17 protein-coding genes are annotated in these 20,262 nt (G+C 54.3%); 9 read left to right on the plus strand and 8 right to left on the minus strand.

Going from position 1 to position 20,262, the window contains the following annotated elements:
• Window positions 1–3: 3 nt before the first annotated feature.
• On the plus strand, window positions 4–2,391 hold the full coding sequence (locus tag ACZ51B_RS01570) for a [protein-PII] uridylyltransferase family protein (protein ID WP_464295474.1): 2,388 nt from the start codon (window positions 4–6) through the stop codon (window positions 2,389–2,391).
• Here the strand turns inward: ACZ51B_RS01570 and ACZ51B_RS01575 are convergent.
• Window positions 2,388–3,932: an Rqc2 family fibronectin-binding protein gene (locus tag ACZ51B_RS01575; protein WP_464295475.1), complete on the minus strand. Its 1,545-nt coding sequence runs from the start codon at window positions 3,930–3,932 to the stop codon at window positions 2,388–2,390. The genes ACZ51B_RS01570 and ACZ51B_RS01575 overlap by 4 nt on opposite strands.
• A gap of 127 nt (window positions 3,933–4,059) precedes the next feature.
• On the opposite strand from ACZ51B_RS01575, the gene ACZ51B_RS01580 reads away from it, so the two are divergent.
• Together ACZ51B_RS01580 and ACZ51B_RS01585 are read left to right on the plus strand one after the other, a co-directional pair.
• Window positions 4,060–4,524: an Lrp/AsnC family transcriptional regulator gene (locus ACZ51B_RS01580; RefSeq protein ID WP_464295476.1), complete on the plus strand. Its 465-nt coding sequence runs from the start codon at window positions 4,060–4,062 to the stop codon at window positions 4,522–4,524.
• Between the two features lie 503 nt (window positions 4,525–5,027).
• Window positions 5,028–5,675, plus strand: coding sequence for a hypothetical protein (locus tag ACZ51B_RS01585; RefSeq protein ID WP_464295477.1), 648 nt, complete (start codon window positions 5,028–5,030; stop codon window positions 5,673–5,675).
• A gap of 214 nt (window positions 5,676–5,889) precedes the next feature.
• Here ACZ51B_RS01585 and ACZ51B_RS01590 read toward each other — a convergent pair whose 3' ends face one another.
• On the minus strand, window positions 5,890–7,836 hold the full coding sequence (locus ACZ51B_RS01590; RefSeq protein ID WP_464295478.1) for a M48 family metallopeptidase: 1,947 nt from the start codon (window positions 7,834–7,836) through the stop codon (window positions 5,890–5,892).
• Window positions 7,837–7,892: 56 nt separating this feature from the next.
• Window positions 7,893–9,212, minus strand: coding sequence for an O-acetylhomoserine aminocarboxypropyltransferase/cysteine synthase family protein (locus ACZ51B_RS01595; protein WP_464295479.1), 1,320 nt, complete (start codon window positions 9,210–9,212; stop codon window positions 7,893–7,895).
• A gap of 482 nt (window positions 9,213–9,694) precedes the next feature.
• On the opposite strand from ACZ51B_RS01595, the gene ACZ51B_RS01600 reads away from it, so the two are divergent.
• Complete coding sequence (locus tag ACZ51B_RS01600) at window positions 9,695–10,873, plus strand: phosphoglycerate kinase (RefSeq protein ID WP_464295480.1); 1,179 nt, start codon at window positions 9,695–9,697, stop codon at window positions 10,871–10,873.
• Between the two features lie 56 nt (window positions 10,874–10,929).
• The gene (locus ACZ51B_RS01605) at window positions 10,930–11,589 is read left to right on the plus strand and encodes a polysaccharide deacetylase family protein (protein WP_464295481.1); all 660 of its coding nucleotides are present in this window, start codon (window positions 10,930–10,932) and stop codon (window positions 11,587–11,589) included.
• Here the strand turns inward: ACZ51B_RS01605 and ACZ51B_RS01610 are convergent.
• Genes ACZ51B_RS01610 through ACZ51B_RS01620 form a run of 3 tightly spaced genes read right to left on the minus strand, consistent with a single transcriptional unit; the run spans window position 11,586 to window position 13,692 of the window.
• Window positions 11,586–12,050, minus strand: coding sequence for an EVE domain-containing protein (locus ACZ51B_RS01610; RefSeq protein ID WP_464297160.1), 465 nt, complete (start codon window positions 12,048–12,050; stop codon window positions 11,586–11,588). The genes ACZ51B_RS01605 and ACZ51B_RS01610 overlap by 4 nt on opposite strands.
• Before the next feature lie 44 nt (window positions 12,051–12,094).
• The gene (locus ACZ51B_RS01615; protein WP_464295482.1) at window positions 12,095–13,279 is read right to left on the minus strand and encodes a DUF4097 family beta strand repeat-containing protein; all 1,185 of its coding nucleotides are present in this window, start codon (window positions 13,277–13,279) and stop codon (window positions 12,095–12,097) included.
• A complete protein-coding gene (locus ACZ51B_RS01620; protein ID WP_464295483.1) occupies window positions 13,276–13,692 on the minus strand; it encodes a DUF2089 family protein in 417 nt (138 codons plus the stop codon). Before ACZ51B_RS01620 ends, ACZ51B_RS01615 begins: the two co-directional genes overlap by 4 nt.
• 130 nt (window positions 13,693–13,822) lie before the next feature.
• On the opposite strand from ACZ51B_RS01620, the gene ACZ51B_RS01625 reads away from it, so the two are divergent.
• The 3 genes from ACZ51B_RS01625 to ACZ51B_RS01635 all read left to right on the plus strand — a co-directional run bounded on the left by ACZ51B_RS01625 (window position 13,823) and on the right by ACZ51B_RS01635 (window position 17,144).
• Entirely contained in the window at window positions 13,823–15,304 is a 1,482-nt protein-coding gene (locus ACZ51B_RS01625; RefSeq protein ID WP_464295484.1) for a carboxypeptidase M32, read from the plus strand.
• A gap of 150 nt (window positions 15,305–15,454) precedes the next feature.
• Window positions 15,455–16,561: an HD domain-containing phosphohydrolase gene (locus ACZ51B_RS01630; protein ID WP_464295485.1), complete on the plus strand. Its 1,107-nt coding sequence runs from the start codon at window positions 15,455–15,457 to the stop codon at window positions 16,559–16,561.
• A complete protein-coding gene (locus tag ACZ51B_RS01635) occupies window positions 16,554–17,144 on the plus strand; it encodes a GNAT family N-acetyltransferase (RefSeq protein WP_464295486.1) in 591 nt (196 codons plus the stop codon). Before ACZ51B_RS01630 ends, ACZ51B_RS01635 begins: the two co-directional genes overlap by 8 nt.
• Here the strand turns inward: ACZ51B_RS01635 and ACZ51B_RS01640 are convergent.
• Window positions 17,137–18,075: a glycine--tRNA ligase subunit alpha gene (locus ACZ51B_RS01640; RefSeq protein WP_464295487.1), complete on the minus strand. Its 939-nt coding sequence runs from the start codon at window positions 18,073–18,075 to the stop codon at window positions 17,137–17,139. The two genes, ACZ51B_RS01635 and ACZ51B_RS01640, sit on opposite strands and share 8 nt — an antisense overlap.
• An 81-nt stretch (window positions 18,076–18,156) precedes the next feature.
• Between ACZ51B_RS01640 and ACZ51B_RS01645 the strand changes: the two genes are divergently transcribed.
• Window positions 18,157–19,107: a GIN domain-containing protein gene (locus ACZ51B_RS01645; RefSeq protein WP_464295488.1), complete on the plus strand. Its 951-nt coding sequence runs from the start codon at window positions 18,157–18,159 to the stop codon at window positions 19,105–19,107.
• On the opposite strand, the gene ACZ51B_RS01650 is transcribed toward ACZ51B_RS01645, so the two are convergent.
• The gene (locus tag ACZ51B_RS01650) at window positions 19,091–20,146 is read right to left on the minus strand and encodes a hypothetical protein (RefSeq protein ID WP_464295489.1); all 1,056 of its coding nucleotides are present in this window, start codon (window positions 20,144–20,146) and stop codon (window positions 19,091–19,093) included. The two genes, ACZ51B_RS01645 and ACZ51B_RS01650, sit on opposite strands and share 17 nt — an antisense overlap.
• Window positions 20,147–20,262: the final 116 nt, after the last annotated feature.

The raw sequence follows: 20,262 nt of genomic DNA on the forward strand, positions 1-20,262 counted from the left end.
CTTGTGAACCAGGAAACGCGATCTCGAATCGAAGCGATTGGCCTGCGACGTGCAGAACTAATCCAAGAACTCAATACCAAACCGTCGGGCCTTTCTTGGTGCGAACGACACACCGAGCTTTGCGACACCATCGTGTCCCTCATCTTCGCAGACGCCCAATCGCAGCTTGACCAACCCGCAAACGTTGCCATCATCGCAACCGGTGGCTACGGGCGACGTGAGCTCTGCCCCTACAGCGACATCGACATCACCGTTGTCCCCAACGAGCAAGACTCAACTGAGCTAGACAAGACCATTCGCGCCCTCTTCCAAGACCTCCACTGGGCATTCTCCCACCTCAAAATGGATGTCGGCTACGCCTACCGCCTCGTCTCCGACGCCCCCGGACTCGATGCCAAAACCCGCACCGGCCTGCTCGATATGCGCCTCATCAGCGGTAACCCAGAGCTGTTCCACCAACTGGACAACGCCCTCCACGAAACATTCGCCGCTGGCGAGTTCATCCTCTCAAAAATCGAGGAGCGCCGCCACATGTACGACCGCCACAACGACACCCCCCTCGTTGTAGAACCCCACCTCAAAGAAGGAGCTGGCGGACTCCGGGACTTCCACTGCGCCAACTGGCTCCGAGAAGCCATCGACGAACGCCCCTCGCGCCCAACCCCAGCTTACGACACCCTGATGCGCTATCGAAACCTGCTGCATCTCTGCGCAGGCAAAGCTCAAGATTTCCTCTCCCGATCCAGACAAGCCGAAATTGCAGACCGCCTCAAGGTCGATGTCTTCCAAATGATGCCCGAAGTCATCAGCGCAGCAGAAGAGCTCAATCGATCCTTCCGCACCGCAACAGAGAAACTCAAAGAATCCCGCTTCTCCCTCTCCGAAGGTGCCTTAGCCATTAAGGGTGAAGTACGCGTCATGCCCGAGGCCGACCCGGGCGAAGCCAGCGTCGGCGTCGCCATCGCCACCCAACTCGGACTCAGCGTCAACGATCTCCCCATCAAAGTCCGCAACTCCGTCCACGGTCCGGCAGCCCTCCTAGGCCTCTCAACAGGAGAGCCAACCCTCCGTAACCTCGATAAGTGCGGACTTCTAAGGGAACTCCTTCCCGAGCTTGACGCCTGCAAAACCCTCGTCCCAGACGACAACGTCCACGTCTTCACCGTCTACGAGCACAGCCTCCGCGTCGTCCGCTACCTCGATTCCATCGAACACGACGGCTTCCTCGGCGAACTCAAATCTCAACTCAACGACACAAAGCCTCTCTACCTGGCAGCGATCCTCCACGACATCGGCAAAATCGATCCCACCCGAAGCCACAGCGATGTTGGCGCGGAAATGGCTGATAAGATCTGCAAACGTTGGAACCTAGCCCCCAACATCACCGAAGCCGTCGTGTGGCTCATCCAAGAGCACCTCACCATGGCCCGGTTCATCCGAATCCGAGACGTGATGAACCCCGAAACCGTCGAAGAGTTCGCCCAGATCGTCACCGACCCCGACCGTCTTGCCATGCTCGCCCTCCTCACCTGGGCCGACGTCAACGCCGTCAACGCAACAGCCTGGACGCAAGCACAAGAAACCTTCCTCAAGTACCTCTACGACCGCACCCTGCTCCGGCTCCAGGGCGAGCTCCTCCAACCAGCCGACCCAGCCCAAACACGCCACCGCCTTCTGCGCCAACTCAAAGACAAACACGTAGACGGCAGCAAAGTGCAAGAATTCTTGGAGAGCCTTCCCGCCCACTACCTAACCAGCACCCCCAGCGATGTAGTCCAACTTCACATGGCACTGGTAGACCGAGCCAAAGCAGGCGAAACCACCGTCGAGCTCTTCATGCGCCCCGAACTAAGCGCAACCGACCTAACCGTCTGCTCACTCGACTCCCCAGGTCTCCTCAGCAAACTCCTAGGAGTGCTCTACGCATTTGACCTCAGCGTAGGCGGAATTAGAGCCTGCACCACCAACACCGACCCAGCCGTGGCTCTCGACGTCTTCACCGTAAGTTTCAACGGCCGCCCTGTGCCCGGAGCCACCAGCACCAAAGTGGCGCAAGCCATCCAGAACATCTCCAAAGGACAGCTCACCCTCGACGAACTCCTCACCTCACGCGGCAAAGATCCAGCCCGCCACCAAAGAATCTTCCGCCACACCTACGTCCCAGGCTCACCCGGCATCCTAGAAATCCGAGCACCACGCGGACGCGGTATGCCCTTCCGCTTCTCGCGCCTCCTCGCAGAACAAGGCTGGAACATCGTCGCAGCACGCGTCGGACAATGGGCAGGCAACGCCGCAGGTGCTTTCTACATCACTGGACCAGACGGCAAAACCCTGACCCCAGAAGTAGTCGACAGAATCCTGCTCGCCGAAACAGACGCACTCGAAGCCTAGCTCTCAATGTGAAGCGTCTTCTCATGCGTATACAAGGCAGTCCCCTTTGGGCTGCCCTTAGGCTTCCGCACATACTTCCGAAGTGTGTAATCCACCGGAACATATCCCGAGTGCTTACTAGGCGAGTTCTGAACCGCAACCTTCGCCGCAAACAGCAACGGCTCCTTCCCCACCTTATCCGGCTTGTTCAAAGTCTGAATCACCACATGGGCCGAAGTAGAACCCCGCACGTGAAGCCACAAGTCGTTCGGCTTCGCCACGCGCAACGTCAAGTAGTCGTTGCTCTCAGAATTCTCCCCATACAGAACCGTGTACCCACCCGGCGCCATCAACTCCCGAATCCGATGCCCCTCATAAGGCCGGTCTTCCTTGACCTTCCCAGAAGAACTCTGCTTGTGAAGCCACTTCCGAGACCTCGCCTCCTCCTGATACTCCCGAAGCTTGTCAAACCGCTTCTCCAGAACCAGCGTCTCTCGAAATGACAGCAGCGCCTGATAGTCCGCCGAGATCCGCCCCAACTGATCCCGCACCAACCCAATGCCGCTCTTCGCCTTCTTCGCCTTTTCAAAGAACCGATTCGCATTGTCCTTGAAACCCAACTCTGGATCGATCGCAATCGAAACTTCGCTGCCGTCATAATCCCAGGCCTGAAGCTGCGCCAACCCGGCCGGGGCAGCAGGCCCATAAGCCAAAATCAGTTCACCATACCGCTGATAACGTCCTGCCTTAGCCTCTGCGTCCTCAGCATTTCGCAAGCCATCCAAGGCAACTTCCCGCGCGGCAATCACTCGGTCAAGCTGACTCAGTAGACTCGCCCGAAGCGTATCGGCCTCGTGCTCCGGTATCGCCAGATTAAAATGCTGCTCCAGCGCCACGCTGATCGAAGCACGAGCAAACTCCTCAAACCCAACCGCACCTACAGAAAACGGATAAGCCCCATGACCGGGCGAAAGAAAGGCACTAAACGCCCCCGTCCCACCCCCAGCCTCTTGAAGCTTCTTAAAGAACGGTGAACTCGGACCATCTCCCTTCTTGTGCAACACGGGCGGAGACTGATAAGGCTGACCCGAAAGAATGGGCCGCACGCTCTTGTCCTTCGGCACCCACTTGGCCGCAGCCACCATCCGCTGACACTCATCCACCAAGATAATGTTCGAGTGCCGCCCCATCAACTCCGCGACCAGCACATGCTCACCCTTCAAGGTGTCGAAAACAATCTCAACCACCCGGTCGTCATTCACCTGCCGAATCTCCTGAATGAACGAACCTTCAAGCCGAGCGCGGATCGTCGCACACAAAACCGGCGGCGTAGGAGGATTCTTCAATCGCCGTGTCACGAAGTGCGCACGAGCAAAAATCGGGTGACAGGAGATCAAAAGCGCCGCCTCTTTCCCAAGGTGATAGATCTCCAGAATCACGGTGTGATCGTCCGGCTGACGCACACCCTGAAGCTTCCCTCCCACATATTCCTGAAGCTCGTCAATTACAGCCGCCAACACCACGCTGTCAAAGGGGATCTTCAGAGTCGCTTTTTCCTGCACAAACAGGTTGTACCTGCTGTCAAAACCGGCATTCAGGACCAAGATTTCAGTTCATCACACAAAAAGGGGATAATTCAGAGACGTATAGCGAAAGAGGGTCGTCCTTTATTTCTAAGACGTTGCTCCGATGAAGACCCACCTAGATGAAGTCGATATCCAAATCCTTGGTCTGCTCCAAGGGGACGGAAGAATCACCAATGCAGAATTGGCCAAGAGAGTAGGACTCTCCCCTCCCAGCGTCCTCCAGCGCGTTCGTACCCTGGAGAAAGTCGGCCTCATCCGTGGCTACCACGCCATCCTAGACGCCGAACGCATGGGACTCAAGATCACGGCCCTAGTCATGGTCACCCTGTCTCTCCACCAAGAACAACCCATCGAGCGATTCCGCCGAAGCATCCAAGACATCCCCGAGATCCTAGAGTGCTACCACGTAAGCGGAGACTTCGACTTTCTACTCAAGATCGTCGTAAGAGACATGCGCTCCTACGAAGCCCTCATCCGAGAAAAAATCTCCAAGATTAAAGGCATCCAACAAATCAAAACCAGCTTCGTCCTAGGTGTCAACAAATACACCACCCAAATCCAGCTCTAAGCTTTCAGGGCTCCGCACTTCTCCTCGGGGCCCTGGATCAATTCCACGAAAAGACATTGTATGCTCTCTCACCCTCTTACATAAAAGAGGTCGCCCCTTTGAGGCAATTCGACTGAGCCTGGTGATCCCTGGCGCAGACAGCATCCAAGGCTATCCGAGCAAAGTCACATTGATGAGCAAGACAAACTGAATGTTGCCGGAAACTCAAGCAACGATCCGCCTTACCTGAGATCGATATCGGGAGCGACTAGCTTTGGCGCAAGGACCTCGAGGCTAAGCAGACTGGTTTCGCCTTGAAGTTATCACTCTCAAAGATTACACCTAAGTTCCTCATCATGGGTCCAAAGATTGTTTAAAAACGATAGAACCATAGGACAGCTTCTGAACGTTACATATACGTCAGTTCTGAGGAATTTACAATGACACTTAAACTACATCGTGCTTCTTTCGTGTTTTGCCTACTTGCTTACGCTGCATGCGCATCAAATGCCCAAACTTATGGCATGGAAGTCTCTCAATCAACTTACACTGGCTTGTATGACTCTAGCGGTGCGAGTTCACTTTCAACGACGAACGTTGTGAAAGCTGGATTCACAATGAACTATGTTGGGACGGGTTCGTTTTCTTCGCCTAACTGGACCATGAACTACGATTCGGTCAGTGGTGTCATGCAGACCAAGATTCGAATAACGTACTCGAACACAGGCTGGCAGACAGCACCCAATTCTGCCGTCGTAGGAATTCAAGGGACCAACTACTTATCTGTAACGACCCTATCAACCCATGCCATTGCCATGAATCTCACTGATTCCTTCTTGGCCCCAACAACATCCATCCTCAGCGGAACCTACGGAACAAAGGGAACCACGTTTACCTATGACACGACTTACAGCCATGTCAATCCAATGCTGTTTCAAGTGAATCTTGGGACAGTCGACTCGGGAGACGGAACAGGCAAGACTGCAATCTACACTTACAACTCAACAGTGCTAGTTCCAAATCCGTGGCTAACATTTCCACAATATGACTACACCTATAACTCCTCAACTTACGCCGAGACATTCATGCCAGTTATATGGTTGTTCGTAAAGCCAGGATCTGCCGGAATTGGCTATACAAACGGAGTCGGGTACCCATTTTCGACGCCATAACACTACTTCAACATTAAGGTAGATAATGAGCGATAGGCCGAAGCCTCTCGCTCATTTGGTTTAAGGTCTATCTACCCAAACGACCAAAAGGATGTTACATCCGCATCAAGACATAAACGTGTGTCGTAGCTTTCAAGCATAGAATGCCCAAGTCTCTAGGAGATGAATTAATGGACTGTGTCCTGGGTTATCCTCCCGAGTCTATCGTTCGAACTCATTTTGCCTTCGCTTTCGCATCATAAATCAGAGCCCCAGGAATCTTCTTCATCCGCCGCATCCACGGCTTGTCTTCGACAGGCGCATACAACAACCAATCGCTACCAATCTCAACCTGCGACATCACTTCTTGTGACAAAACCTCACGCTCGTTGCCCGACTCGATAAACTTCTTCTTCCGAAAAACAACCAAAACAATCTGCGGCTTATTCGGATCAACAGGGCTAGGTCTCGTCACCAGATATGCCTTCTCAAGTAGCGGGCAGAGCTTCAATTGCCTCACATACCCACTCACCACCGACTCGGGAAGCCCAGCAGCAACAAACTTGTCCTTAATCGAGATCTGAACAGTCAAAGCCTCCGCTCTAAGCTTCCGGATATGGGCACCCATTGCTACTTCTCCTAACTTATCCACCTCGTCATGGTTGCCGTGACGAGCATGATAGTTGGCTTCGCTACGGGTGCTCTGAAGGACTAGATCTGGATCAAGCTCCCGAGCTCGTTGGAGAAACTCAAGACATCGAGCATCATCGCGCTCTTCAAGCGCCGCCCCATACCAGTAGTTCACCCCTCCATGATCCGGTGCCTCCACCATCAGCTGCTCATAAATCGGGAACGCCGCATCCAAGCCGCTCATCTGTTCGATCAAAATCCCCCGCTTCAAGCGATCATCAACAGACAAAGGAACCTCTTCTGCCTTCTTATCCAGCTCAGCAAGCTGGGAAGCAAGAACGCTATACCGACCATTCGTCTTCGCCCAGCCCTCGGTAATCTGCTCAACAGTCAACTTTTCAAGCCGCCGTTCAATATCGCCATACGCCGCACCTAGGAAGACATGAGCTGCATCTTTTTCGATTGGAACCGACAGCTCAGCGACAAACGAGCTTAAATCTTCACCTGGAACCACACCCAAAGACCCCAGCCGGTCAGTAAGGGACGGGTGAGTATCCGTGTACCCGGTCCTCTCATCAAGAGCGGTCCTTAATGCAGCCTCCAACTCTTCAGGAGCCGGCACTCCCTTCGCCGCCCGCGCAAATTCCGAAAACAGGTTCGCCGGAATCTCAGAAGACTGCTTAGCCTGATCGCCCAATGGGATCCAGAAAGCCTTGTTCATCGCTTCGCCCAGGTAACAAACCCGCATGAGCATCTTCGAAGTCGGGCCAACACCCACCGAATTCGCAGCGGCACGATCCGCCTCATACTCATTAATCCGACGCATGGCGAAGCTACAAGCGGAGAACCGAGGAGAGAACCAGTGGAAGAATGGCCCAAATATCAGATTCTGCTGCCCTTCCTTGTCCAGCGAAGCATTAATCCGCTCAAAAGTAGCGTTAACCCGATAGATCCAACCGCCAAGCTTCCCATGCTCCCCGGAAAAATGGCCGAACTCGTGAGCGATTACCGAACGAGCCTCATCGGGCGTGCTCGCAAGCAACAGAGGCAAACCAAGCACCAAATCATTCCGGTACCACCCAAAAATCCCGAGCCTCGGACGTTGGACAGCCGCGGCATTCATCTCATCGGTAATGAGAATCGATTCAACCGGCGGCGCACCAAGCGACTTTGCCAACTGATCCACTTCGGCGTACAGCTCTGGAACCTCCTTCCTCGAAAGAGTCACTCCCTCGGGAGCACCAAATCGAACCCACATGGAACGAAGAACAAGGAAAAGAAAAATGGCAAGGAAAACCGTGATCTTGATAAGCCCGCTGCCCAAATGCCCTGTAAACATAAGCCACAGAACACCGCCAAACAGAGCAAAAGCTACAAGCAAGACCAACAGAATGTAGCCATATCCCAAAGCAGCCATCCAAATAACCCGAGATCGATATCCCGAAGGATTGGCCTTGGCATAAGCCTCCTGCTTCCGTACTAGGCTCTCAAACTTCTGGAGACGGGCCTTCGCCTTTGCCAAGTCTCTCTCAACAACTGCATCTAAATTCATAAGCGGCGGAGTAACAATACTCCGCCGCTGGTACTAGAAATCAAACCACTAGGGATTTAGTGACTTGCTTTCAAGGCATTCTCAAGATCCGCAAGCAGATCGTCCACGTTCTCAAGTCCGATGGACAATCGAATGAAGTCAGCCGTTACACCAGCACTCAACTGCTCCTCAGGAGTCAGCTGCTGGTGAGTGGTCGAAGCAGGGTGAATAACCAACGACTTCGCATCGCCCACATTCGCAAGCAGCGAGAAGATCTGAAGGCTGTCAATGAACTTCTGAGCCGCCTCGTAGCCGCCCTTAATGCCAAACCCAATAATCGCGCCATAAAGACCACGGTAGTGATACTTCTTCGCGTTGCTGTGGTCCTTGTGACCAGGCAGACCAGGGTAGTTAACCCAAGAAACCTGAGGGTGCTTGTCCAAGAACTCAGCAACCTTCTGCGAGTTCTCGCTGTGTCGCTGAACTCGAAGGTGCAGCGTCTCAAGACCTTGCAACAGAAGGAATGCATTGAACGGAGACAAAGCCGCACCGGTGTCTCGCAGACCCTGAACGCGAGCCTTCAAACCAAATGCAACGTTCCCAAGACCAGGGAAATCGCCGAAAACTTCCCAGAACTTCAGACCGTGATAGCTAGGATCTGGCTCCGTAAAGTTCGCAAATCGACCGCTGGCACCCCAATCAAAGTTACCGCCGTCAATCAAAACTCCACCAATCGCCGTGCCATGTCCACCAATGAACTTAGTAGCCGAGTGAACAATCACGTTCGCACCCAACTCAAAAGGCTTCAAAAGGTAAGGCGATGGCAGTGTATTGTCAATCACCAACGGAATTCCAAACTGCTTAGCAATCGCGGACACCTCATCAAACGGGAACGTGTCCAGCTTGGGGTTACCCACAGACTCACCGTAAATCAGCTTTGTCTTGTCAGTAATCGCCTTTCGGAAGTTCTGAGGATCGCTCGGATCCACAAACTTAACCTTAATGCCCATCTTAGGCAAGGTGTAGTGGAACAGGTTGTAAGTTCCGCCGTAGAGCGAGTTCGAAGAAACGATCTCGTCGCCTGCCTCAGCAATGGTCGTAATCGCCAAAAGCTCAGCAGCCTGACCACTGGCCGTAGCAACCGCATGCGAACCGCCCTCAAGCTTGCCAATGCGCTGCTCAAACACATCGGTCGTTGGGTTCATGATTCGGGTGTAAATGTTTCCGAACTCTTGAAGGCCAAACAAACGTGCCGCATGAGCCGTGTCATCAAACACGTAAGAAGTCGTCTGATAAATAGGAACCGCGCGCGATTTCGAATGGGGATCCACAACCTGACCGCCGTGAAGCGCCAAGGTCTCAAAGCTCTGCTGAATTTTTGTCTCTGTTTCGCTCATGTCTAATCTTAGATCATGCTCCCAACTCGCGGTAAGCAATACAGCAAAACCTAAAACAGCTGATCGAATAAAAGAACCATTCGTGGAAACAGCCTCCGAACTAAGAATCAACGGCCCAAAAGCAAGATAGCCTTAAACGTGTGGGGCGAACCCACACGGTAGGTGGCAATTCCAAAAATCACCACCTACCGCAAATCCCTCAATTCACGTGGTGACCTTCTCAAGAGCCCGCACCGAGTAACTCACCGGATACTCTTCCCCCTCCGCGTGAGCCAACGAAACTCCAGAAATAGACCGCTACCAGCCCTATGGCCCGCTACTAGCAAGTTGCCGTCGTGCAAGCTAGGCTCCAGAAGCTCGCCTTCATCTGAAAATTCTAGTTTCACTTCTCATCCCGCATAAGATTGTGTAGCCACGAAATAACGAACTCCATCTCCATAGGCCGAACGGCACCGTTTCGAACCCGGTAATATCCAAGACCTATGGGCCTCAGCAAAAAGACGGTGCGCGATATCGACGTGCAAGGCAAGAAAGTTCTCGTTCGATGTGATTTCAATGTCCCACTCGAAGGCGACCAAATCACCGACGACCGCCGAATCACCGAGGCGCTCCCAACTATCAAAAAGCTGATCGAAGGCGGAGCCATCGTCCTCCTCACCAGCCACCTAGGCCGCCCCAAGGGCCCAACGCCGGAGTTCTCCTTAGCCCCAGTAGCCAAGCGACTCACAGAGCTCCTCGGCAAGAACGTCCCCCTCGTCCCAGATTGCATCGGCGCGCCCGTTGAGGCCGCAGTCAAAGCAGCACACCCAGGTGACGTCCTCCTCCTAGAAAACGTCCGCTTCCATCCAGAAGAAGAAAAGAACGACCCCGACTTCGCCAAAGCCCTAGCCGCTAACGCCGATCTCTACGTCAACGACGCCTTCGGCACCGCACACCGAGCACACGCCTCCACTGAAGGCGTGGCGCACATCCTCCCCGGCGTAGCTGGCTTCCTCATCGAAAAAGAGATCGAATACCTCGGCAAAGCCGTCGAAAGCCCAGCCCACCCGTTCGTCGCCATCATGGGCGGCAGCAAAGTCAAAGACAAGATCGCCCTCATCGACAACCTCCTCCCCAAAGTCGACAAGCTCCTCGTCGGAGGCGGAATGGTCTTCACCTTCTTCAAAGCCCAAGGCTTCGAAATCGGCAAGTCCCTCCTCGATGAAACCAGCATCGAGTACGCCAAGAAACTCCTAGCCGAGAACCCCGGCAAACTCGTCCTCCCAACCGACATCGTCTGGGGCACCGAGTTCACCGACACCGCCGTCACCGAAACTTTCAAAGTAGGCGAAGGCGAAATCAGCGACAAACTGGGACTCGACATCGGCCCAGAAACCCAAGCCGCCTACGCCGCAGTCATCGCCACAGCAGGCACCGTCCTCTGGAACGGCCCTATGGGCGTCTTCGAGAAGAAACCCTACGAAGCAGGCACCCTAGCCGTCGCAACCGCCATGTCCGAAAGCAAGGGCCTCACGATCGTCGGTGGTGGTGACTCAGCCGCAGCCGTCGAACAGTTCCACCTCGCCGACAAAATGACCCACGTCAGCACAGGCGGAGGAGCCAGCCTAGAATTCCTCGAAGGAAAGCAGCTCCCCGGCATCGCAGCCCTCCAAGACAAGTAAGCTAAAAAGCGTGCAGGCATCCCAATGCCCTGCACGCCCCCACTCGCTAGTGCCCCATGTTCTTCTGTCTGCGAATCGATCTGGACTACGTGCCCTGGGACACCCCCGATGCCACGGAGTTCGGCCACGGCGAACCAGCAGTCCTCCTGCGCCTCCTCGATCTCGCCAGGAACACCGGCCATAAATTCCAGTTCTTCGTCAGCTACCGCAGCCTGAGAGCCTTCCCGATGAACGCCGACGCCGTCCTCAACGACGGCCACGACCTAGACTGGCTATGCAAACATCCTGAAGACGTCGAGCATCGCTACGAAGAAGCCATCAAAATCTTCGATGAACTCGGCCACAAACCGATAGGCGTCGCCGCAAAAGGAGCCTGGCCCTCCCGAGACCCAGTCCCCGCGTTCAAAGAGATGCTCTTCATGAGCGCCGATCCGGGCCCCGTACCCGAAGGCCTCAAACTCTTCCCTACAGAAACCCGCTCCGTCCGAGATGCCCAACGCTCCGGTCTCACTTCACGCGTCTGGGCAGACGTCCTCAAAACACAAATCCGAGAAGCCGCCGCACGCAACAGAGGCGTAACCGTAGTCGTCCGCCCCCAAGTCCTAGCCAAATACGATCCCCGACTCCAACACGTTCGAGAAATGCTCGAACTCGCCCAAGCAGTAGGAATCACCCCCGCCACCCTGCGAGAGGCGTTCTTCAACAAACTCGGCTAGTCGCGAATCCCAGGGAGGTGCATAATCACGTCCCACTCATCCGCAGTCACAGGCTGAACACTCAACCGCTGCCCCTTCCGCAAAACCTGCATCTCGGAGATAGCCGGGATCTCTTTCAGTTCCTTGAGAGTCACAATCCGGTTGAACTTCTCAACAAACTCCACATCCCGCAAAATCCAACGCGGATTATCCTTCGGACTCTTGGGATCGTAATAGTCGCTCGTCGGGTCAAACTGGGTCGGATCAGGATAAGCCTCACCCACAATCCGCATCACCCCAATAATCCCAATCGGGTCCGAATTGGAGTTGTAAAAGAAAGCCAAGTCCCCAGGCTGCATGGTGTCGCGGAAGAAGTTCCTCACCGTATAGTTGCGACACCCTTCCCACATCGCCGGGCTGGAGGCCTTCAAATCGTCAATGGAGTAACAGTCGGGCTCCGACTTCATCAGCCAGTAGTTCACGCCCATAAGAATACCGAGGGGACAACGCCCCTCGGATACCAAACTCACACGACCGCTTGATCGTGCATCTGAAGACTGATGTTGCCCGTCACCGAGCTCACATCCAGAGTCCCCGTGCCATCACCCAATCGCCCCGTGGTCCTCATCTCGCTTGCAGCCTCATCAGTCAGCTCCAAGCCGCACTCAACCGAACCGCGCAAAGTGGAAAGGCTCACTCGGCAGTCACAAAGATCAGGAATCCCAATCTCAGCATTTCCGCTCACAGTCCGAACGTTCAGACTCGCACCCACTGGCTCTTCCAGATCCACCGCAACATTCCCGGAAACCGATTCCAGAGAAATGACCTTTCCTCCGGACCGTGTCAGTTCAATGTTGCCCGAGGCCGTCCGAGCGTTCGTATTCCCACGAATCGAAGCCAGATGAATGTTCCCACTCTTGCTCTCCACCGTGATCGCAGGTGACTGAACCTCCTTCGCCTCAATGTCACCGCTATCAACCGAGATGTCCACGGGACCGCTCAAGCCGCGCAGCTCCACATTCCCCGAACGGCTGTTCACACGAGCACCGCCACGAGTATCCAAAATCGAGACATTGCCCGACTCACTGCGAACCTCAACCGTCGTCACATCCGAAAGCTGAATCTCTAAGTCCACGGAAAGCCCCGGCACATCCGGCTGCCGAATCAAAACCAGGTGATCACTCTCCTCCACAATCAAGGTGTACTCAGCCGCTTTCTGGCGAGCATCCTCCAAAGTAGCGCCCTTCACCTTCGCACGAGCTGTAACCAACCCCTCATCAAATCCGCCAACAGCCCGCACAGACCCATTGGGATTCTCGATGCGCAAAATCTTGCCAGCAGATACGGTCAAAGGCAAAGAAACCTCTTTCACCTCTTGGTTGGAAAGCCAGGCCATGTTCACCTTGCCCTTGCTAATGTCCTCCAAGCCGCTCTTGATCGCCTCAATTCCCTTCTTGGCGCCTTCCTTTGCCTGCTTGGAAACCTCTTCCCAATTGACCGCGTCCATCCCCTCTTTCGTCAATTTCTCAATCGACTCAACCAGGCCCTTAAACGGATCCTTGCTGGATGTCTTGGCCTTCTCGCCAACCTCTTCCTCTTCAACCGGACCCCGGTCCGAAGCGTAAAACGCATCGATCAGGTCGGCAGCATCCTCCGGAGACAACTTCCCTTCTGCTACTAGCTTGCTAATTCTTCGAACTTCGTCCTTCACTTCAAAACTCCTAACTTCTCTTTCGCTTCATCGGGCGTAATCTCGCCACTCTCAAGTTGTTCGATAATCCGCCGCTTCTTGTCCGAAGACTTATCCTTCTTAACCGGCTCTTCCTTCGTGGGGGTCAACTTCAACTGATCCAACAAAGCGTCCAGGCGCGCCCGAACCGTCGGATAACTAATCCCCATTTCACGCTCAACGCTGTTCAACATGCCCCTGCAACGCAAGAATGTCTCCAGGAACAAAGCCTGCTCCGAATCCAACTGCGCGTAACGAGGAATCTCAAAACGACCGCGAATAGTAACCCCACTCTCATCGCAGGCGAGTTCGCTAATATACAGATCGCCTCCCGACACAGGATCTCTAGGCGGTATCGGATGCAACTGATCTTTGCCCATGCCTCGATTTACCATAATTCAAACCTCATGGTTGCATTTTATTGACTTTTCTCAAACGACACTTAATTTTTATGCAGAAAGACCTATCAGACCGGCCCCAACAAGGACTCTCCCTTTTTCCCAAGAATCTCGGTATCCTCGTGGTATGTCAGCCGCACTCGAAGCCCTTAAACTAAGGCTCGCAGAAATCAACGCACTCCGCTCGGCGGTCGCCATCATGGAATGGGACCACCAAACCTATATGCCGCAAGGGGGCGGTACAGCCAGAGCCGAACACGTCGGTCATCTCACGAGACTCGGGCACGAGCTGTTCACCTCTGACGAAACACGAAAGCTCCTCAACGACGCCAAAATAGGCGCCACAGGCACCGACCTAGACATGCTCCGAGTCACCACCCGTGACATCGACATCGCCACCAAACTCCCAACGGCACTCGTGGCAGAGAAATCCAAGCTCTCCGCCATCGCTCACGACAAGTGGGTAGAAGCCCGAGCCAACAACGACTTCCGCAGCTTCGCACCCATCCTCGAACGCATGTTCGAAATCGCAGGTGAAGAAGCCCAGCACCTTGGCTATACCGACAACATCTACGACGCTCTCCTCGACCAATACGAAGAAGGCGGAACAGCAGCCGATGTCAAAGCCATGTTCGAAGCCATCAAAGGCCCCCAAGTCGAACTGGTCAAGGCAATCGCAAGCCAACCAACCCCAGACGACAGCTTCCTTTACGGAGACTGGCCAGTCGAAGACCAACGCAAATTCACGGAGTACCTCGTCCAACAAGTCGGCTTCGACATGAACCGAGGACGCCAAGACACAGCCCCACACCCCTTCTGCACAGGCTGGTCACGCGGCGACATCCGCCTCACCACACGCTTTAAGGACTACCTCCCAAGCGCCATCTTCGGCTCCCTCCACGAAGCCGGACACGGCATGTACGAGCAAGGGACACCCGAAGAATGGGACCTCACACCACTCGCAGGGGGCGTCAGCCTAGGCGTACACGAGAGCCAGTCCCGACTCTGGGAGAACATCGTCGGACGAAGTGAAGGCTTCTGGCACCGCTACCTCCCCGAACTTCAGAAGCACATGCCCAACCTGAAGAAGACCGATGTCCCCACCTTCGTAAAAGCTATCAACAAGGTCAACCCATCGCTCATCCGAGTCGAAGCAGACGAGCTCACCTACAACCTCCACGTCATGGTCCGATTCGAAATCGAGTCCGACATCCTGGAAGGCAAACTGAAAGTCGCCGACCTCCCAGACGCCTGGAACGCAAAGTACGAGCAGTATCTGGGCATCACGCCTCCAAGTGACAAGGAAGGTTGTCTCCAAGACGTCCACTGGAGCATGGGCAGCATCGGATACTTCCCAACCTACAGCATGGGCAACCTCCTCAGCTACCAAATCTGGAACGCTCTCAAACGAGACATCAAGGACGCCGACGATCTCATCGCACAAGGCGAGTTCGCACAGATCCTCAACTGGCTTATCCAACACGTCTATAAGTTCGGGCGACAACTGCCACCAAAGGATCTCGTTAAACAAGCGACGGGCAAACCTTTGTCGGCAGATGACTACCTCGAAGGCTTGGGATCTAAGTACCGAACTCTCTACGGATTGTAATCTTAGTTCCGCAAAACGGCGCGTTCATTGACAGAATATGAGCATTCTTGTAAAAAACGCGTAAACCTACCTGGCTCGTCGATTTATAATTCACACGAACTCAAGTGATGTGTTACGATTCACTTGGGTATTAGGGAGAACCGACGGGCCATGGCACTCGAGGAGCTAACAAACGCAAGAATATTGCTTATCGATGATGATGAGGATAACATTCTGCTGCTGGAGGCTGCTCTAAAGGAAGCAGGAGCTCGCTATACGGCGACTGTAACCAGAGCAGCAGATGCACAGCGAGTCTACAAAGACTTCAAGCCCGATGTTGTCATCTTAGATCTGAGAATCCCACCAGTGGACGGATTCTTCCTCATGAACCAGTTTCGTGAGATCGAAGAAGGAAAAGAAGAACGATTCGTACCCGTCATCATGCTCACGGGTGACGCCACACCTGCAACCAAGCAGCGTGCCCTCGAAGCAGGAGTCGCCGACTTCCTCCACAAAGACTTCGACCTAGCCGAGATGCTCCTACGCGTCCGCAACGTCGTACGCACCCAGCAACTTTACCGGCAGGTTCAACGACAAAAAGCCTGGTTAGAAGAAACCGTCAAAGTAAGAACCAGACAACTTCAAGCCGCCCGCCGCGAGGTCCTAGAGCGTCTCGCGCTCGCCGCCGAATTCCGAGACGACCAAACAGGCGAACACACACGCCGAGTCGGCTACCTCTCCGCCCAAATCGCACAAGCCCTGGGCGAAGACACCTCCTTTGTAGAAGCCCTCGGCGCAGCTGCACTGCTACACGACCTTGGCAAGATCGGAGTCCCAGACAGCCTCCTCCTCAAGAAAGGCCCTCTCACCGACAGCGAGAGAGTCATGATGCAAGAGCACACACGCATAGGAGCAAGCATCCTAGCCGACTGCACCGAGCCCGTCATGAGAATGGCGCGAGAGATCGCCCTCACACACCACGAGCGATGGGACGGCAAGGGCTACCCATGCAGCCTTGCTGGTGACGACATCCCTCTCTCCGGACGCATCGTCACCGTCGCAGACGCCTACGACGCCATGACCACCGAACGCCCCTATAAACTCGCCATGGCCCGAGAAGACGCCGTCGAAGAGATCAAAGCCTGTAGCGGAGCCCAATTCGACCCTCAAATCGTCAAAGCGTTCCTCAAAGTGATCGAGGACATCAAAAGAGTAGAACTCGCCGCCGAAACAGCAGTCATCAACCCGATTCAGTCGGAGTTCGCTCTCGATGCCTGACGACGCATGGGTTAAACCCGTACGCCTAGAAGGACCGAATCTCATTCTAGAACCGCTTGCGGAACACCACTTCGACCTCCTCAGATCCACCATTGATGTTCCCTCCTTCGAGTTCTTCCTAGCGGCCTGCCCCAAAGACGATTCGCCACAAGAAGTAGAACGCTTCGCCCGCTCGCTCATCGCAAGGACCAACGCCCTCACCATGATTGCCATCGACCGCACAACCGGTCAGGCGGTCGGCTGTAGCTCATTCATGGACATCCAGCCCGCCAACAAATACCTAGAGATCGGCACAACCTGGATCAAAAAAGATCAACGCGGCACGCGCGTGAACCCCGAGTTCAAGTGGCTTATGCTGAAACACGCCTTTGAAGTACTGGATTGCGTGCGAGTCTGCCTCAAAACAGACGGCCGCAACCTTCAAAGCCAAGCGGCCATCACCAAACTAGGGGCAGTGAAAGAGGGCGTCCTACGCCGATTCGGGATCCTGCCAGACGGCTTCATCCGAGACACAGTCATGTTCTCAATCCTTCCCGAAGAGTGGCCCGCAGTAAAGGCCACCCTCGAATCAAGATTTAGCTAACAACCGCAAACTGCTCAACGTGCTTCAAACAACAAGCACGCACGCGAGCTCGAATCCGGTTAATATAAGCCGCACGCTGAGTCACACCGACAGCCCCACGAGCATCCAACACGTTGAAAACGTGTGAACACTTCAACGCAAGATCCAACGCTGGATAAACCAGAGCCTTAGGGCCGTCAGCAGGGATCTCCTCATTCGTCTCGCTCGGATGAGTGGTCAAAATCCCAAGCTTGGAGTCCCAACTCACCGAAGTCTCAATCACGCGCTTAGACTCCGCCTCATACATCTCAAACAGCTGGAACAGCATGTCCGTCGATGCAACCTCAAAGTTATAAACGTTGTTCTGCATCTCCAGCTGGAAATCCACGTCCTTATAAGAAACCGTATCGTTCCACATCAGATCATCCCAGAACGAGGACTGCGCACCCAACATCAAACAAAGTCGCTCAGGGCCGTAAGTGATCTCAGCACAAACCGGATTGCACTCAATACCGCCCATCTGCTGGAAGAACGTGAACTGCGTAACCTCCGCACCGTTCACCCAAACCTCCCAACCCACACCACTCGCACCGGCAGCCTGGCTCTCCCAGTCATCCTCTACCAAGCGGACATCGTTCTTAGAAGTATCAAACCCAAGAGCATCCAACGAACCCATATACAGGTCCACAATGTTCTCCGGCGAGGGCTTCATAATGACCTGGTACTGGTAATATCGCTGGCTCCGCTGAGGATTCCGCGTATACCGACCATCGGCAGGCCTTCGCGAGGGCTGAACATAAGCAACGTTCCAAGCCTCCGGACCTAGAACTCTCAAGGTCGTTGCAGGGTGCATCGTTCCCGCACCAACTTCAACATCATAAGGCTGCAAAATAGCGCACCCTTGCTCTGCCCAATAGGCATTCAACCGTGAGATGATTTCTTGTACCGTCATCGCTCAGGGGAGAATACCTTCCCGCCTGGGGCCAAGGACCCCAAACAGACCGCCACTGCCTTACAATAGACCGAGATGTCTATGAAACTGATTCTTGCTGCCATACCGCTCACCGCTCTAGCCCTACTCGGGTGCGAACCCAAGGAAGAGATCGGCAACACACGCGACGGAGGCACGACAGCAACTGGGCAGAAGAAAATCAAAAATCAACCCATGATCGTCGGAAACGGCGAGGAAGTCAAACAGTCTCGCAAGGTTGAACCGTTCACCAAACTCAATGCAGAAGGCTCCATAAAAGTTGTTTTCACGGCAGGCAAAGCAACGCAGGTCGAGGTACTCGCACAAGCCAATATCCAAAGCCTAGTCACCGCTACGGTCGATCACGGAACCCTCCAGCTCAAAACCAAGGGCAACTACAGCACAGACAAACCCATTCTGGTCACCATCACTTCCCCAAACCTAGACGCTCTTAAAACCGAAGGTAGCATCACACTCACCGCAAACGGCTTTGAAACCAAGTCCATGGACATCAAAACGGAAGGCGCTTGCGAGCTGAACCTCTCAGGAAAAGTATCAAACCTAAAGATCAAGTCCGAAGGCAGCAACCAAATCAAGTTCGACAGCCAAACCCCCTATAGTCTAGAAGCCAAACTCGAAGGTGCATCCAAGCTTCAAGCCCTCGGCAAACTCATTGGCGTCGAAGCAAAAGTAGAAAGCTCCTCGGAGCTCACCGCCGACACCGTCACCACCAAAACAGCGAGGCTAGAAGTTGACGGAGCCTCACAAGTCCGCCTCAAAGGAACCTCAGACAAACTCTACGTCACCGCCAGCGGTAGCCCCAAAGTAGAGCTGTCGCAGTTCATCGTCCAAGAAGCCACCGCCATAGCCGATGGAGCAGCCGAGGTCAAACTAAATGTGAAAAACAAGCTCACAGGAGCCGCCAACGGAGCCGCTACAGTCGAATACGCAGGCAATCCGCCCAACGTAGCCGGAAGCAACTCCGATGCCGCAAAGTTCACCCGGAAACGCTAGCAGTAGGAGCCGGCTTCGAAGGTGGAGTCTGAGTATTAAACTCAGCTCCATAACTGGCAGGAAAGGGCTTCCCTCTTCGCTCACGCTTCATGTTGAGAGTCGGTACATACCTCCGCCACTCATCCTCGCGCAGCATCTTCGCATGCCCGTCCGCAAATGCCACACATCTGCGCCCGTCCGTACCAGGGCGCTCGGCGTACACCAATACCGTCTCAGCCGGGTTTGAAACGCTAGTGTCAGGGACACCCGACATAGCCATGTTGAACAAAAACCGACGCCCGTCCTTCGTCCACCATAGCCCATTGTTCTTGAGATAAGGCTCAGAAGCCTTAATCGCACCACCTGTGCTCTGAACATAGGGCATGACATCTTCATTGTCACTTGCGCACAAAATTAGTGCCAGCCCAATCTGTTTAACGCTCGAAAGCTCGTCCGAAACCTTTGCCGCCCTCTTCGCTTGCTGAAAAACTGGCAACATGATAGCCATCGCAATAGAGCTTTCAGCAGGCATCTCAATAGTGGCGTCATCGTTGATACTGAACTTGCTGTCCAGTATCGCCTTCTCAAGCCGCTCCTTACTTAAATCGGCGACCGGCTGAATCGATGAGATGAGATCGCTTCGGAGCAGTTTTAGCCTCAGCACCAGTCCTAGCTGAGGTTCTTTCTCCCGGGTGCTAAATCCCATATCAAGCCAGTAAGTCACTAAGAATTCCTTCTCGCCCACTCGCACAGTTTTAGAATTCGACCAATAGGTCCCAACAAAGGCGAATATGTCGTTCTTGGGATCACCTGACTCGCGATTCTGAAACATCACCTGAGACATCCAAGATCCCGACTGAGCAAACACGCCAGCACCCTCGCTCGTCAGAGTAAGCCGAAAAGGCTTGTAATCATCCGTCAGCTCCGAAACCTTCAACTTCCCAGGCAGCGACTTCCCACTCAACGCCTCTTCAAAAGAGACCGACTGAGCCCCAGCAAAACCCACTCCCAAAAGGCACAGTCCTACCACCACACCAAGAAACCTAAGTCCGAATCTCATAAAATACACCCAGATGCACCGCGAAGGTTACCATGCCCCATTCGCCCCAATAGGTCCATTCCACATAGTTCAAACAACCGCAACATTCGCTAGGGTGAACCGCCCGTGAAAGGGGC

The organism is Fimbriimonas sp. LA-C6, assembly GCF_055398105.1.

What these genes read in the sequence shown, in the direction of transcription:
- ACZ51B_RS01580 (WP_464295476.1), top strand. Translation starts at nt 4,060, where the DNA reads ATGAAGACCCACCTAGATGAAGTCGATATCCAAATCCTTGGTCTGCTC.
- ACZ51B_RS01590 (WP_464295478.1), bottom strand. Translation starts at nt 7,836, where the DNA reads ATGAATTTAGATGCAGTTGTTGAGAGAGACTTGGCAAAGGCGAAGGCC.
- ACZ51B_RS01625 (WP_464295484.1), top strand. Translation starts at nt 13,823, where the DNA reads ATGTCAGCCGCACTCGAAGCCCTTAAACTAAGGCTCGCAGAAATCAAC.
- ACZ51B_RS01635 (WP_464295486.1), top strand. Translation starts at nt 16,554, where the DNA reads ATGCCTGACGACGCATGGGTTAAACCCGTACGCCTAGAAGGACCGAAT.
- ACZ51B_RS01585 (WP_464295477.1), top strand. Translation starts at nt 5,028, where the DNA reads ATGGAAGTCTCTCAATCAACTTACACTGGCTTGTATGACTCTAGCGGT.
- ACZ51B_RS01630 (WP_464295485.1), top strand. Translation starts at nt 15,455, where the DNA reads ATGGCACTCGAGGAGCTAACAAACGCAAGAATATTGCTTATCGATGAT.
- ACZ51B_RS01600 (WP_464295480.1), top strand. Translation starts at nt 9,695, where the DNA reads ATGGGCCTCAGCAAAAAGACGGTGCGCGATATCGACGTGCAAGGCAAG.
- ACZ51B_RS01650 (WP_464295489.1), bottom strand. Translation starts at nt 20,146, where the DNA reads ATGAGATTCGGACTTAGGTTTCTTGGTGTGGTGGTAGGACTGTGCCTT.
- ACZ51B_RS01645 (WP_464295488.1), top strand. Translation starts at nt 18,157, where the DNA reads ATGAAACTGATTCTTGCTGCCATACCGCTCACCGCTCTAGCCCTACTC.
- ACZ51B_RS01605 (WP_464295481.1), top strand. Translation starts at nt 10,930, where the DNA reads ATGTTCTTCTGTCTGCGAATCGATCTGGACTACGTGCCCTGGGACACC.
- ACZ51B_RS01640 (WP_464295487.1), bottom strand. Translation starts at nt 18,075, where the DNA reads ATGACGGTACAAGAAATCATCTCACGGTTGAATGCCTATTGGGCAGAG.
- ACZ51B_RS01595 (WP_464295479.1), bottom strand. Translation starts at nt 9,212, where the DNA reads ATGAGCGAAACAGAGACAAAAATTCAGCAGAGCTTTGAGACCTTGGCG.
- ACZ51B_RS01620 (WP_464295483.1), bottom strand. Translation starts at nt 13,692, where the DNA reads ATGGTAAATCGAGGCATGGGCAAAGATCAGTTGCATCCGATACCGCCT.